This window comes from Microbispora hainanensis (genome assembly GCF_006874475.1).
Classification (GTDB): domain Bacteria; phylum Actinomycetota; class Actinomycetes; order Streptosporangiales; family Streptosporangiaceae; genus Microbispora; species Microbispora hainanensis.
The window spans coordinates 1-13,192 of the sequence record NZ_VIRM01000092.1 but is presented as its reverse complement, the minus strand read 5'-3'; the positions used below and the strand labels follow the sequence as shown (position 1 = coordinate 13,192).

Genomic DNA, 13,192 nt, shown 5'->3' with positions numbered 1-13,192 from the left:
CACCCTCTGGACTGGTGGCGGTCGCCCTCCGGGGCGGCCGTGGGTCGCAACAACAAGGCCACCGACCCGATGCTGCCCGGGGTGAAGGTGGCGGTCGCCCTCCGGGGCGGCCGTGGGTCGCAACTGGCTAATCCCAAGTCTCGTCCGGGCAGCCTCAAGAGTGGCGGTCCTCCTCCGAGGCGGCCGTGGGTCGCAACCGCGCCTCCTCGGCGCTGCCGCTGCCCGATCTGTTGTGTAGCGGTCGCCCTCCGGGGCGGCCATGGGTCGCAACTTCGTGGCCTACCGCCGCAGCCTTCCGCTGGACGCCGGTGGCGGCCACCAGGGGCGGCCAAGGGGTGTAACACCTGCGTGGGAGCTCGGCTGGCGGTTCGATCAGGATTCGACAACTAGATCTTCATAACCGGGAAGCAGCGGAAGCATCCGAGTTGGAATCACAGCCGGAAGCGCTCTGGTTCCTCACTTGTCCCGCCTTTGCCACCTGCTTACGCTACGTAACGCAACCTAGTGAAGGCTGAGAGTAATGAGGAATTGTGATTCCAGGCTGCGGATTAGTCGGATGACCGCTCCCCGATCAGCAGCGGCCGTCTGTCTTCTGGCCCTCCTGACTGCATGCGAAACAGGGCGTCCGTCTTCCTTACCGCCCCAGCCTCCAGCGCCAGCCACCTCGACACTTTCTCCGGCGAAACCAACTCCACGACTGACGCATGACGTGATTGTCTCGGCCTACAGCGAGTACTGGAACACACTCACCGCCGCTGGCAGATCCTCGCCAGAGGAGGCTCGGGCTCTGCTCAAGCGATACGTCAGTGGCTCATACCTTGATCACCTTGTTGCGGGGATCCGCCAGATGAATGAGCAGGGGCGGGAGCCGTACGGCGAGGTGACTCCGCGGGTGAAGGAGGTGCGCGTCGGCGGGAAGCGTGCCGAGGTCATCGACTGCCAGGACACATCCCAGGCTGGCATGGCCGATCGCCGCACCCACCAGCTCATCCCCGGCACCATCAAGGCCAACTCGACGGCGAACATCAGGGCGGACTTGGAGCAGTCTTCCGATGGGCGGTGGCGCCTCGTCGGGTTGAGCATCAGGGAGGCGGCGTGCACGCCACCCTCGTCCTGACCCCGCTCCTCGTAGCCACAGCCTTGGGGCCGGGTGTCCCCACGGACGACCACGGAGCCTTCCCCTGGGGCAGCGGCTGGGTCGCTTACAGCAGTCATGAAGCCGGGCACCAAGCCCGGTCCCACAGAAGTGGCGGTAGCGGTGGCGGCGGGCTAGTCAACTGCCACACCATCGGCGGCGCGAACGGTGCCACCTACCTGCAGTGCGACCACGGACCTGACGGCCAGCGGAACGTCTTCGAGGGCGTAACGCCTGGAGATCCGGCGGCACCTGCCGTGACGCCAGAGATGCTCCTGCAACAGGCGCTCGGCCAGGTCAAGCCGCCTGCGCCGCGGATCGCGACGGCGCCACCGCGCGGCAAGGACGGGCTGGTCGGCCTGCCGCACTTCTTCTGGGTAGAGCGAAGCCAGTGGCGCTCGATCAGCAAGCGAGCGACATCCGGGCCGGTGTGGGCCGAGGTTACGGCGACGCCGACGACCATGGTCATCCGTCCGGGCGCGGGACAGACCACAGTGACGTGCAAGGGGCCCGGCACCCCGTACGACCCGTCCGCGGACGATCAGAGAAGCGCCTGCTCGTACCTCTTCACCCGCTCCAGCGCCGGTCTGCCGGGCGCGCACTACCAGGTGACCGTCTCCGTCGTCTGGACGGCCGCGTGGACCGGCTCCGATGGTGCCGGCGGACCTTTGGCGCCGATGACGACGTCCACGACCTTTCCGCTGCGGATCGCCGAAGGCCAGGCATTGATCAAGAGGAGCTCCTGAATGGTCCGCAAACCCATGCCCGCTCCACCTCAGCACGCCGAGAACGGCGTCGCCCCTCCGGTGCAGGTGCCGAAGCTTACGCCGCAGCCGCGCCAACGCCGCCGAGGGCTGCTGCTCCTCGGCGTGCTCGTGGTGGCCGGCGGCGGCGTGGTCAGCTATCAGACGATCACAGGCTTGAGCAACCGGGTGCCGGTCCTCGTGATGACACGCGATGTGGCCCCTGGCCGGCAGTTGACGGCGAACGACGTCACGACGACCACGGTGGGCGTGGACAACCTCGTATCGACGATTTCCGCCCGCGATCTGCCCAGGGTGATCGGCAAACGAGCCGTGACGGATCTCGTAGCGGGCATGCTCGTGCAGCCCAGGCTGCTCACCGACCAGGTCGTCCCCGTCGTGGGCCAGCAACTCGTGCCCGTCGCGGTGAAGCCGAGCCGACTGCCGGCCCGCGGACTACAGCCCGGGGACGCCATTCTCGTCCTCGCCACCCCGGAGAACCAGGCCATCCCCGCTTCCAGACCGACCGCCCGTACCGTCATCGATGCGGTGGTCGACCAGGTGAAGGGGCCGGACGTCGACGGTCTCATGGTCGTCGACCTCATCGTGAGCAACTCGCAAGGCGCCCAGCTCGCCAGTCTGGCGGCCAGTGGCCAGGTCGCCCTGGTCCTCAACCCGCGGAGCAGGTGAATGGCGACCTACGCGCTGATGAGCCCGGGCGGATCCCCAGGCGTGACCACGACCGCTCTTGCCGTCACCTACGCCTGGGGAGGCCGGACCCTGCTCGCCGAGTGCGATCCCAAAGGCGGCAGCGTTCTCCAAGGATTCCTCGGTGGCCGGATGGAGGGGCTGCCCGGCGGCCTGTTGGAGTTCGCCCTGGCCATCGCCCACCAGCCCGATCCAGCCGTCCTGTGGAAGTACGTCGTCTCTCTCGACCAGGATGCCCGCGAGTGGCTCCTGCTCCCCGGAACGAGAGACCCACGGCACGTGGCGCAGCTCGAAACAGCGTGGGACGCGATCGCGGCGGCGATCACCTCGGCTGGCGAGGGAGTCGTGGACGTCGTGCTGGACGTGGGCCAGATCGGCGGGCCGGACACGCCCATGCAACTGATCGCAGCGTCGGACCTGGCCCTGATGCTGTTGCGCCCCTCCCTGCGCCAGGTCGCGGACGCCCGCCCCAGGCTGGACGCGCTCGGCCGCTATGTGGGCGCGAAGGTGCCGGTCGCTCTGTGCCTGGTCGGCGAAGGCGATTACACCGCCAGGGAGATCAGCGACGCGCTGTTCGGCTTGCCCGTCATCGCGGGGATCCCGCACGATCCGAGGTCAGCTGCGGTGTTCTCGGACGGCAAACGGGCACAGCGCTCCTTCCGTCGGGCGCCGTTGATGCGTGGGGCGTCGTTCCTTTCAAATGCGATGCGCCAGTACCTCGCCGGAGCACAGCCAGCTGAAGGGATGGCGGCGCGATGAGCAGCTGGCCGCCGGGCGACGTCTGGCCTCCGCGTCCCATCACCGGCCCCGCCGACCCCGGTCTGATTCCCCGTACGCCAGCTCCGGCGGAGGAACTCGACGACAAGGCATTCCGGGAAGCCGCGCTCGACATCACCGCCTCGATCGCCGACGACCTCAAGGACAGCGAGGATCGTGAGGCTGCCCGGCAGGCGATCCAGTCAGCGGTGCAGCGCTGGTCCCATGAGCGGCTGTCAGATGGCGTCGCCGTGAGCTTCGCGACCCAGCGCCGACTCGTGCAGGCCGTCCTGGACGAACGGTTCGAGCTCGGCGTGCTCACGCCGTACGTCAATGACAGCAGGGTCGAGAGCATCGACATCAACGGATGCGACGAGGTCTGGATCACCTACAGCGACGGCACCTGCGAGCGCGGCCCGGCGGTCGCAGCCAGCGATGACGAGCTGATCAAGATGATCCAGATGTGGGCGCTCCACAAGAGCTACAACCCACGCGAGTTCTCGGCCGCGAGTCCGCTGCTCAACACGGCGCTCCGGCCCGGAGACGGGGAGGGCGGCGTGGGCGTACGGCTCAGCGCCACCATGGCCGTCACCAGCAGGCCGTGTGCGAGCATCCGCTGTCACCGTCTGGTCGACGTCACGCTCGACGACCTGCTCCGGCTCGGCACCGTCAACCGCAGCCTGTACGGCTTCCTTCGCGCGGCCGTGCTGGCCCGGCTGAACATCGTCATTACCGGCGGTACGGCAGCGGGAAAGACCACGATGCTGCGCGCGCTGGCCTCGGCGATCGACCCGGCGGAGCGGCTCGCCACGCTGGAGTCGGACTACGAGCTGTTCCTGCACAAACTGCGTCACCGCCACGAGAACGTGATCGCCTTCCAGGTGCGGCAATCCAACTCCGAAGGCGCCGGAGCCGTCACACTCAACGACCTGATCCCGCACTCCCTGCGCAAGAACATCAAGCGGATCATCGTCGGCGAGGTGCGGGCCGACGAGATCATCCCGATGTTCGAGGCGATGAACACCGGCCACCCGGGCTCGATGTGCACGATCCACGCGGACGGGACCGAGGAGATCTTCAACCGGATCGTCATGCTCTGGACGCGTGGAGTCGGTGCCCAGACTCCCCCTGACGTCATTCACCTGAACACGGGGGAGACCATCGACCTGGTCGTCCACCTGCGAATGGATCCCGCGACCAACACACGCTTCGTTTCCGAGGTCCTCGAGGTGATGCCTCCGGCTGACAGCGAGCTGCCCAGCCGTAACCGCGTCTACAGCCCCAAGGGACCAGGTGGCCGGGCGATGCCGGACATCACGCCTCAGTGCCTTCCCCAGCTGAAGGCCGTGGGCTTCGATCCGACGCTCCTCGACCCGTACGCCGCCATGTGGGAGGTGCGTTGAACACGCCTGCCCTGCTGGCCGGCCTCGGCACATCGACTGTCCTGGGCGGAGCAATCTGCATCGTCATCGGTCTCATCGGACGGGGGCCTGATGAGCCGGTACGACCGCCTTCCCGCTGGCTGGCGATCCGGAGAGCACTGATCGCTCGACGGCGGCTCGTCGTGATTTCCTTCGTCGCCGCGGTCGCCGTTCTCGGCCTGACCGGATGGCCCGTCGCCGCATGCGCCACGGCGGTAGCCGTACTCGCCTTGCCGAAGGTGGTGTCAGGCCGCACCGCCGCTCAGCAGATTCGAAAGCTCGAAGCGCTGGAGCTGTGGACCCGACGCCTGGCCGATCTGCTGGTGGCCGGCCGAGCTCTGGAACAGGCGTTGGAGCAGAGCGCCGCCCGCAACGTCCCGCCCGCCATCACCGGGCCGGTCTCCTCTCTTGCCCGTCGGCTCCGCGTCGCCCAGATGCCGACGGAGCAGGCGCTGCGGCTGTTCGCCGACGAGCTGAACGATCCGGTCGGAGACCGCATCGCAGCCGCTCTCATCCTGGTGGCCCGGCGACGGGGCAAGGGCGCCAGCGCGCTGCTGCACCAGCTCGCCCAGCTCGTCGCGAAGGACGTGAGCGACCGTCGGGAGGTCGAAGCCGCGCGAGCCGAGCACCGTACGACCGTGCGCTGGATCATCGGCATCCTCGTCGCGTTCACGGCTATCGCGATCACACAGCGGTCCTACGTCGCACCCTTCGGCACACCGGTCGGACAGGTCGTCCTGGCCATGGTGGCAGGCCTGTACGGCGTGGCGCTGTGGTGGCTGCATCGCCTCGGCAGCTCCGCTGTCGGCCACCGCTTTCTCACGGACCCCGGGAAGCAGCAATGAACGTTCCGGCCGTGACCGCGGGGGCGATGATCGGCCTGGGCCTGGTCATCGTCGTGTCCGAGTTGGCTCCCGGACCTCCCCGCCTGAACGACGCGCTCGCGAGACTAGACGGTGCCCGCCGTCCCGGCCCTCGCGGCCGGCTCACCGTGCGGCTGTCACGCCTCCCCGTTCCGCGCGAGGACCTGGCGCTTCTCGGCATCAGCGTCGAGCGCTTCACTCTCCAGCGCGTCGCCTTCCTGCTGTTCGGCCTGGTGCTGCCTCTCCCGCTGACCGTGCTGTGCGCGGTCGCGGGCATCTCCCTGCCTTGGGCGGTGCCGACCGGCGCAGGCGTACTGTGCGGGGCCCTGTTCGTCCTGGTCCCTGACTACGCCGCCCGAAGCCAGGCCCGGGAGCGCCGGCACGAGTTCCGCGCCGCCCTGGCGACGTACCTCGACATGGTCGCGCTGGAGCGATCCGCCGGCGCCGGGCCACCCCAGGCGCTCCAAGCGCCGGCCGAGGTGTGCACGGGCTGGGTGTTCCGCCGCATCGCCCAAGTCCTGGAGCATGCGAAACGAGCCGGTGAACAGCCCTGGCGTGGCCTCGCCCTCCTGGGCGAAGAAGTGCGTATTCCGGAGCTGACCGAGCTCGCCGACATCGCCGAGGACGCGGGCTCGGAAGGCGCCCAAGTGCTGTCCACCCTCCTGGCCAAGGCGCAGTCCATGCGCACCACCGCGCTGGCCGAGGCCCGCGCCCGTGCCAACAGCCGGACCAGCGAGATGCCCATCGCCATTGGCATCTCGGTGTTCGGGTTCCTGGCGCTCGTGTGCTTTCCCGCCGTCTACCGAATCATGAGCTGAGGAGATGCCGCATGTCCCCTCTCCTGCCGCCGGAGGCCGCCTGCTGGCTCGCCCTCAAGAGGCTCCTGCTGGACCGGCTCGAACGGGTCCACCGGAATCCCGACAGGGGGGCGATGTCCGCCGAGGCGATGATCATCATTGCTGCACTCGTACTGGTGGCGCTCACCGTCATGGGCATCGTCACCGCAAAGATCATCTCCAAGGCCAACTCGATCAACCTGTGACCCGCATTGTGAGACGCAAGGCCGATAAGGGATCGATCGCCGCGGAAGTGATGATCGCTCTGCCTGCCGTCATGCTCACGATTCTCGTCTGCATGCAGCTCTGCCTGCTGTTCTTCGCGCAGTCGGTCGCGCTTGCCGCCGCTCAGCAAGGCGTACGGGCCGCGCGTGCCGACGGCGGTGCCCGTACGGCCGGCGCCAGCGTTGCCAGAAGTTACGCCGAGCGGACAGCCGGCGGGTTCCTGCACTCCATCAGTTCCAGCAGCCGTGGAGATGCAACGACCGTACGAGTGACGGTTCAGGGGCAGGCGCTCTCCCTCGTCCCGTTCCTGCCGTCGATCCAGGTCTCGGAGGAGGCCGCCGGAGCTGTCGAACGATTCACCACACCAGGGCGAGCGTCATGAACGACCGCGGCAGCGCCACGGTGGAGGCGATGCTCGCCATCACAGCCATCTTCCTGGTCATCCTCCTCGGAGTCGCCGGAGGGAGGATCACGGTCGCAACCGCAGCGGTAGAGGCAGCAGCGCGCGACGCCGCCCGCCAGGCGTCCATCGCCCGATCCGCCGCCGAGGCCGACAGAAGAGCCGAGGCGAGCGCCCGCGAGTCGTTGAGCAGCCAGGGTGTCCGATGCGTCTCGGTAAGCGTGCGCGTGAGCACCTCGGGGTTCAGCCGGCCGGTCGGAAGCCCCGCGAACGTGGCCGCGACGGTCTCGTGCTCCGTACCACTGGATGATGTCGTCTTTCCCGGTCTGCCAGGCAGCGTCACGCGCCGCGCCACCTTCACAAGCCCACTTGATCCGTACCGGGGGAGAACTCTCGGGTTCGCGAATTCTGAAGGCGCTTCGGTGGTGAACTGGACTGCCGACGTGGGGCCTGGCCATGTGTAGGTGTGTGGGTTGCCGAACCGGAACGCGCCCGAGGTGGGGTAGTCGCGTCTCAGCGTGTGGGTTGGAGGTGGCGGCGTGCGCGGTGCCAGACGTTCTCGAACTCGGTCAATGTCAGGGGATGGGGATCGTATCCGTCCCACTCCTGGATCGGGGTCTCGGCGGTCAGGCCGTAGGTCGCCTCGTATTCGTTGAGGTGTCCCGCGCTTTGGGCCTCTTGCCACTCGGCCAGAGATGCCGCAGCGATGGGTGTGTTGTCGGGCCCGCGAAGCTCGACCTGTCGGGTTACCCAGCCTTCAGCGTCGACCTCGAAGTAGAACCAGGTGTCCTCTTCGTCCTAGTAGGCGCGGAACCAGTGCGTCACTTCTTCATGATGCCTGAGCCATGGGAGGCATCAGGGGTCGGCTGCGATCAGAGCGGGATGGTCGAGGGTGGCGGTATAGCGGGTGGCGGCTTGAACGCTAAGCCCGAACAGGTCGCAGATCTGACGGACGTCTCCTCCGGTGGCGTGAGCCTCATGGAGGATGCGGTCTTCGCGCAGGGCTTGGACGCCGCCGGGAATGTCGACCTTGAGTTTGACCCAGCGATGCCCGACGGGGCCGAACTGGTAGGCGGTCCGGTAGTTGACGAACAGGTGGGGGTTGGCGGTCTCGGGCCAGGTCTTGTTGCGCAGGTCCAAGTAGGCGCTGAGTCGGGTGCGGACGGGGGCGGCGAGGGGCACGGTGCGGTCGCCGATGTGCAGGTAGCCGTCATGGATGTCGGTGAGGTGAAGATCGCGCAGCTGGCCGTTGCGCAGGCCGTGGAAGGCGACGAGGGCGATGATGAGGGCTTGGGCGATGTCGGGGGAGTCCAGGGCGTCGCGGATGGCCGCGGGATCCAGGGGCAGTGGTTGTTTGGGCTGGGTGTGTCCGGTGGGCACCCAGCGGGCTGGATCGGTGAAGGTGATCTTTGCGCCTTTCAGGACGCGGAACAGCGATTTGAGTCCTTGGCCCATCAGCGCGCGGGGGTTGCCGGAGGAGGGCAGTACGGCTTCGACGTCGGTGCGGCTGATCTCTCGCAGCGAGGTGTGTCCCTGTTCGGCCCAGCGGTGGAGGGCGGGCAGCATCCATCCGAGCTGCAGGCCGACGGTGATGGGGGAACGGGGCAGCCGCCGCGGCGGGATCGTGCTTCCGTTGAGCATGATGGTGGCCCACTGCTGGACTTCGCCGGCCATCGGCTGGGGCAGTTCGGCGAGTTTGCGGTCCAGCCGTGCCTGGACGGCCGAAATGCGATCGTCGTCGAGCAGCCCCGCATGCTCGAAGACCTCCAGGACGTGGACCACGGGCACTTCGGTGCCGGTCAGGGCGGCCGCGTCGCTGGCGGTGATGGTGCTGCCCGGGGTGTCTTGGAAGCCAAGCATGATCTGAACGCCGAGGCGAACCCGCCAGATGAGGTGGTGGTTCCAGCCACGAGCGGCGGCGTGCTGTCCGATGATCGGTTCCAGCAGCGCGAACATGGCGGGGTCGGCGCGTTCGGCCAGCCCGCCCAGCCGGTGCCCGCGCTGGCTGAGATCCCGACGGGCTTCGAACAGGGTCAGCTGATGGCAGGCCATGGCCCGCAACGGTGGCGGTGGATGCTCGACGGGCGGATGCTGCGGCTGGGTCTTGTCACGCCGGACGAACATATCGGCCAGGAAAAGTTGCTGACCGTGCCGGTTGGCGGCGACCAGGTCGAGCTTCTCGCGCGGCTGCCGCCACAACGCCCCCTGTTTCCGGCACAACCGGCAGACGCGGCTGTGATCCAGGACGGACTGACGGCCGCAGACGCTGCAGTCGTCGCTGATCGTGTACTTGCGGCACCAGGAGTTACAGCCCAGGCACAGCCACTTGTGCGTGCGGGTGGCGCCCCAGGCCAGACAGTTACGACAGGAGTCGACGCCGGGGTGGCCATCGCGGTGACAGCGGTGACACAAGCCGGCGACGAAATACTCGAATCGGGAGCCGCACCGCAGGCAGGGGGGCGGCGCTACCGGCCCACCCGGCCAGCAGGTGAAACAGACGGTGATGTGGGGCTGCGGGAAGGCCACCGCGCGGATGCCGCAGGTCGTGCACCGACGCTGGTGCCCGCGGCCGGCGCTCATGCCGGCGGCACCGATCTGTTGCGTCCCAAGCGCGGAGCTACCGCCGGAGGCGTGCCGGTGTCGGCGGCAGCGGCCTCCTCCATGATGCGGGGACGGCGGGCGGCGACCACCTCGGGCTCGCAGATCAGTAGGTCAGCCGGGGAGCAGCCCAGAACTGCGCAGATCACATCCAGGTCGTCCAGCCGGATAGTGGTGGGCGTGGTGGTCCACAACGCCGACATCTTCCCGGCGCTGATCTCCAGCCCGGCCTCGGCCAGCAGACGGCGCATGTCGGTGGACTTCCAAATCCCGCGCTCGGCGGCCTTCAGCCGCATGTTCCAGCGCATCGGATCACCTTCCTTGTCGGTTCAGCCGGGCCGCGACCCGCTGGTTGGCGCTCTTCCAGGCCCGTTCGATGTGGTCGTCGTGCACGTGGATGTAACCGGTCGTGGTCGACAGCCACTCATGTCCGAGCAGGTCCTGAATGGCCTTCAAGTCAACCCCCCGCCCATACAACGACGACGCGCAAAAGTGCCGCAGTCCGTGTGGGGTGAGCCGGCCCTGCCAGTCCGGCAGCCAGCGGCGCACCGCATCGGCCAGGCCGGTGCGCAGCGCGTTCGGCTGGACCCGCCGGCACCGGCCGGTGCCGGGATCTCGGCGTTCGCTGGGCAGCAGCGGCGCATCTGGGTCCAGGTAATCGTCGCCGAACTGGTGCCGCACGTCGGCCAGCCACCACGTCAGCAGCGGCCCTACCGAGTCGATCGCGGGCACCAGACGCGTTTTCGGTCCGCGGCCACGCGCTCCCTTGCCATGCCGGACATGGAGTTTGCCCAGCTCTCCGTAGTCGGGCCGCCAGTCTCGGATATCGAGCATCGCGGTCTCGTTGATCCGCAACCCGGCCCGGCGCCACAGCGATGCAGCAAGGTAATCGCGCGCCGCCGGCAGATACTTGCGAGCCTCGGGCAGCCAGTCCCGCCAGCGGGAGAACAAGGTCTCCACGTCCTGTTCGCTTGGCGGGACGCGTGGACTGGCGTACTTGGATCTGGCCGGCCGGTTGAAGTCGTCGATCGGCTGGACAAGGACATGGCCGGCCAGCGTGTGGACGTCGCCCTGATACCGGGTCATCAGGAAGTCGAAGAACTGGGCGATGGTCAACGCCTTGCCGTGGACAGTTGTGGCCGCCTGACGGCGGTCCTTCCTCAGGTAGGCCAGGTAGCGGTCGGCGTCCTCGGGGCCGGCGGTCCACACCGGAGCACTGATGTAGCGCAGGAACTCGAAGATCGTGCCGCGGTCTGCGCTGATATGCCGATCCGTCAGGCCGGCTCCAGCCTGCGCCAGTGCGTACTGGTCGACGAGTTCCTGCTCGAACGCCTTGAAGTCCGTCTCCGACTCCAACCGCCGAGACGAGCCGATCGAGCGAACCACCGCAAGTCCCATTGCTCACTCCAGCTTCAAGGACCCCCGATGTTGCCTCGACAATACGGCAGAAGCTTCAGGAATTCTGATGAGACGTCAAAAAGGCGCCGGGCCTGCAGAAACCTTCATCGACCTGCCCATCAGCGCTTTCGTCGATCCCGGGTTTCATCGCGAACCCACGACACTGACGACAAGGGAAGCATGAGGACCCTCTTCTTCGCTCCCGAGGCAGAACGCGGGTCGATCACGCCGTACGCGCTCATCTTCATCGTGGTTCTCATGCTCTTCGTCGGCCTGGCCGTGGACGGAGGCGCCAAGCTGCGGGCCGGCTGGGAAGCAGTGGGCATCGCCGAGGAAGCGGCCCGGGCCGGAGCAGGGCAGATCGATCGCCGCGCCGTCTACGAGGGCCGAGAGTTCACGATCGATCGCAGCGCTGCCGCACGGGCGGCTCAGGCATACATCCGAGCTTCAGGCCGCCCCGGGACCGCGGCGATCACAGGCCCCGGCTCAATCCGGGTGCGCGTCACGGTCACCAAACGGACGTGGCTGCTCTCTTTGGTCGGTCTCCCCTCAGTGTCCATGACTGCAACCGCCACCGCTGACCTCGTCTCCGGCGTCGAAAGGCCGAACTGATGACGCTGTCCCGCCTGCTACGCGCACTGGCCGCGACGATCGCGCTCACCTGCATCGTCGTCGGCTTCCCGATCCTCTTCTACCGACTCGCAGGCTCCCCATTCCCTGATCACATCCCCACCGTTCAGGAGGTCGGTGAGAGGCTGACCGCTCGGGATGACGGCACCCTGTTCATCGCCGTCCTGAAGCTCGTCACCTGGGGAGCGTGGGCGGCGTTCTCGCTCTCGGTGCTCTGCGAGATCGGTGCCCAACTCACCGGGGCCAGGTTCGTCCCTCGGTTGCCGGGTTTGGGTGGGCTGCAGCGTCTGGCTGCCTATCTCGTGGCTTCCGCCTCGCTCGTCGCCACCGCGCCGGCGGCGATGGCGGCGGAGGCGACTCCACCGCCTGTCGTCACCATGGCACCATCGCACGCTCTCGGTGGTGATGCCGTCTCGGCCGAGCCGTCTCCGGCACAGGAGCCCGTCTATCAGGTGAAGCAGGGCGACAGCCTGTGGGAGATCGCCGACGACAAGCTGGGCGGCCCACGACAGTGGAAACGGATCTGGACGCTTAACGCCGGCTCCGCCCAGCCCGACGGGTACAGATTCACCGATCCGTCGGTCATCCATCCTGGTTGGAAGCTTCGGCTCCCGTACCAAGCCAGGAAGCCTAAGCGCGAAGCGTCCCGCCCTTTGGAGAGCCACCAGCCGACGAGGCCCGGTCCTCAGCCCTCTGCTGCCCACGTGGAGGGTGGGCATGAGCTGACACCGTCCGCTCCGTCGGCGGTGCACAGCTCTGTGGAACAGAACGGCCGCAGTGCCATCGAGTTGGAGTCAGGCTCTCTTGTGGCCTTGGGCTATGCGGCGGGCATCAGCACGGCATACGTGGCCAAGCGGCTACGTCGGCGTCGGCGTCACACCCCGCCGCAAGCATCCGATCCCGTCGTCGTCACGCCTGAGCCGAAGCCAGATCCTGCTGTGGCCGAAGTCCGCCGCGCTCACGTGCGCAGTTTCACCCAGCGCGGCGAGCAGCCTCCCTCTGATATCGAGCTCCTGCGCGAGGCGCACTCGATCGACGTACCGCAGAGGCTCCCCATCGGGAGGCGCGCCGACGGTTCTCCTGTCGAGATCGCGTTTACCGGTCCCGGGCTCAGCCTCATCGGGGACGGCGCCCAGGACGTCGCCCGCTACCTCATGGTTGACATGATCCGGCAGTCGAGCAACTTCCGAATTGAGGTCGTGGTGTGCAGTGAGCTGGCGGAGAGCGTCTCCGGGATTCCGGCCGAGGAGCTGGGCGCGATGGGTGCCTCGCTGCCTGGCCTGGTAGTCACGCCCACAGCGGATGCCGCTCTTCAGCACTTCGAGCAGACGTACTTCACGAGAAAGCGCATGCTGCTCGAACGCGAGGCGAGCAACATCGAGGAACTGCGCGATCGGGATCCCGGAGAGGTTCTACCGACCATCGTCCTCATAGCCGAAGTCGATGACGAAGTATTCGACCGAGTCTCCGCTCCCCTGG

Annotated in this window: 15 protein-coding genes; 12 read left to right on the top strand and 3 right to left on the bottom strand. The window is 67.6% G+C overall.

The annotated features are described in order from the left end of the window. The first annotated feature begins 847 nt into the window (after nucleotides 1-847). The 10 genes from FLX08_RS38925 (at nucleotide 848) to FLX08_RS38885 (ending at nucleotide 7,551) form a co-directional block, all read left to right on the top strand. Nucleotides 848-1,117 (top strand): hypothetical protein, encoded by a 270-nt coding sequence (locus FLX08_RS38925; RefSeq protein WP_142625275.1) that lies wholly within the window; start codon nucleotides 848-850, stop codon nucleotides 1,115-1,117. 275 nt (nucleotides 1,118-1,392) lie between these two features. Continuing rightward, nucleotides 1,393-1,881, top strand: coding sequence for a hypothetical protein (locus FLX08_RS41065; protein WP_208761957.1), 489 nt, complete (start codon nucleotides 1,393-1,395; stop codon nucleotides 1,879-1,881). Then, nucleotides 1,882-2,568: an SAF domain-containing protein gene (locus tag FLX08_RS38915; protein WP_142625273.1), complete on the top strand. Its 687-nt coding sequence runs from the start codon at nucleotides 1,882-1,884 to the stop codon at nucleotides 2,566-2,568. It abuts the gene before it with no gap. Then, nucleotides 2,569-3,345: a ParA family protein gene (locus tag FLX08_RS38910; RefSeq protein ID WP_142625272.1), complete on the top strand. Its 777-nt coding sequence runs from the start codon at nucleotides 2,569-2,571 to the stop codon at nucleotides 3,343-3,345. Then, nucleotides 3,342-4,745 carry a TadA family conjugal transfer-associated ATPase gene (locus tag FLX08_RS38905; RefSeq protein ID WP_142625271.1) on the top strand — a complete coding sequence of 468 codons (1,404 nt, stop codon included), beginning with the start codon at nucleotides 3,342-3,344 and terminating at the stop codon, nucleotides 4,743-4,745. The genes FLX08_RS38910 and FLX08_RS38905 overlap by 4 nt, the downstream gene beginning before the upstream one ends. Then, nucleotides 4,742-5,608, top strand: coding sequence for a type II secretion system F family protein (locus FLX08_RS38900; protein ID WP_167530755.1), 867 nt, complete (start codon nucleotides 4,742-4,744; stop codon nucleotides 5,606-5,608). The genes FLX08_RS38905 and FLX08_RS38900 overlap by 4 nt, the downstream gene beginning before the upstream one ends. Next, nucleotides 5,605-6,444 carry a type II secretion system F family protein gene (locus FLX08_RS38895; RefSeq protein ID WP_142625269.1) on the top strand — a complete coding sequence of 280 codons (840 nt, stop codon included), beginning with the start codon at nucleotides 5,605-5,607 and terminating at the stop codon, nucleotides 6,442-6,444. The genes FLX08_RS38900 and FLX08_RS38895 overlap by 4 nt, the downstream gene beginning before the upstream one ends. Before the next feature lie 11 nt (nucleotides 6,445-6,455). Then, nucleotides 6,456-6,668 (top strand): hypothetical protein, encoded by a 213-nt coding sequence (locus FLX08_RS41060; protein ID WP_167530754.1) that lies wholly within the window; start codon nucleotides 6,456-6,458, stop codon nucleotides 6,666-6,668. Then, nucleotides 6,665-7,069: a TadE family protein gene (locus FLX08_RS38890; RefSeq protein ID WP_167530753.1), complete on the top strand. Its 405-nt coding sequence runs from the start codon at nucleotides 6,665-6,667 to the stop codon at nucleotides 7,067-7,069. Before FLX08_RS41060 ends, FLX08_RS38890 begins: the two co-directional genes overlap by 4 nt. After that, complete coding sequence (locus FLX08_RS38885; protein ID WP_142625267.1) at nucleotides 7,066-7,551, top strand: TadE/TadG family type IV pilus assembly protein; 486 nt, start codon at nucleotides 7,066-7,068, stop codon at nucleotides 7,549-7,551. Before FLX08_RS38890 ends, FLX08_RS38885 begins: the two co-directional genes overlap by 4 nt. A 391-nt stretch (nucleotides 7,552-7,942) precedes the next feature. On the opposite strand, the gene FLX08_RS38875 is transcribed toward FLX08_RS38885, so the two are convergent. From FLX08_RS38875 to FLX08_RS38865, 3 genes are read right to left on the bottom strand one after another with little or no spacing between them, the layout of a single operon-like run. Continuing rightward, nucleotides 7,943-9,667, bottom strand: coding sequence for a hypothetical protein (locus FLX08_RS38875; RefSeq protein WP_208761956.1), 1,725 nt, complete (start codon nucleotides 9,665-9,667; stop codon nucleotides 7,943-7,945). Continuing rightward, a complete protein-coding gene (locus tag FLX08_RS38870; RefSeq protein WP_142625266.1) occupies nucleotides 9,664-9,993 on the bottom strand; it encodes a helix-turn-helix domain-containing protein in 330 nt (109 codons plus the stop codon). Before FLX08_RS38870 ends, FLX08_RS38875 begins: the two co-directional genes overlap by 4 nt. 4 nt (nucleotides 9,994-9,997) lie before the next feature. Beyond that, entirely contained in the window at nucleotides 9,998-11,083 is a 1,086-nt protein-coding gene (locus FLX08_RS38865; protein WP_142625265.1) for a tyrosine-type recombinase/integrase, read from the bottom strand. Nucleotides 11,084-11,110: 27 nt separating this feature from the next. Here FLX08_RS38865 and FLX08_RS42740 point away from each other — a divergent pair, with 27 nt between their 5' ends. Then, nucleotides 11,111-11,695: a pilus assembly protein TadG-related protein gene (locus tag FLX08_RS42740; protein WP_142625264.1), complete on the top strand. Its 585-nt coding sequence runs from the start codon at nucleotides 11,111-11,113 to the stop codon at nucleotides 11,693-11,695. Next, the coding region (locus FLX08_RS38855; protein WP_142625263.1) for a LysM peptidoglycan-binding domain-containing protein at nucleotides 11,695-13,192 on the top strand (1,498 nt) is incomplete at its 3' end. The genes FLX08_RS42740 and FLX08_RS38855, both read left to right, overlap by 1 nt.

Bases quoted from the DNA above. Each gene is read 5' to 3' on its own strand.
- FLX08_RS42740 (WP_142625264.1), top strand. From the start codon at position 11,111: ATGTTGCCTCGACAATACGGCAGAAGCTTCAGGAATTCTGATGAGACG.
- FLX08_RS38915 (WP_142625273.1), top strand. From the start codon at position 1,882: ATGGTCCGCAAACCCATGCCCGCTCCACCTCAGCACGCCGAGAACGGC.
- FLX08_RS38895 (WP_142625269.1), top strand. From the start codon at position 5,605: ATGAACGTTCCGGCCGTGACCGCGGGGGCGATGATCGGCCTGGGCCTG.
- FLX08_RS38910 (WP_142625272.1), top strand. From the start codon at position 2,569: ATGGCGACCTACGCGCTGATGAGCCCGGGCGGATCCCCAGGCGTGACC.
- FLX08_RS38870 (WP_142625266.1), bottom strand. From the start codon at position 9,993: ATGCGCTGGAACATGCGGCTGAAGGCCGCCGAGCGCGGGATTTGGAAG.
- FLX08_RS41060 (WP_167530754.1), top strand. From the start codon at position 6,456: ATGTCCCCTCTCCTGCCGCCGGAGGCCGCCTGCTGGCTCGCCCTCAAG.
- FLX08_RS38865 (WP_142625265.1), bottom strand. From the start codon at position 11,083: ATGGGACTTGCGGTGGTTCGCTCGATCGGCTCGTCTCGGCGGTTGGAG.
- FLX08_RS38905 (WP_142625271.1), top strand. From the start codon at position 3,342: ATGAGCAGCTGGCCGCCGGGCGACGTCTGGCCTCCGCGTCCCATCACC.
- FLX08_RS38875 (WP_208761956.1), bottom strand. From the start codon at position 9,667: ATGAGCGCCGGCCGCGGGCACCAGCGTCGGTGCACGACCTGCGGCATC.
- FLX08_RS38925 (WP_142625275.1), top strand. From the start codon at position 848: ATGAATGAGCAGGGGCGGGAGCCGTACGGCGAGGTGACTCCGCGGGTG.
- FLX08_RS38885 (WP_142625267.1), top strand. From the start codon at position 7,066: ATGAACGACCGCGGCAGCGCCACGGTGGAGGCGATGCTCGCCATCACA.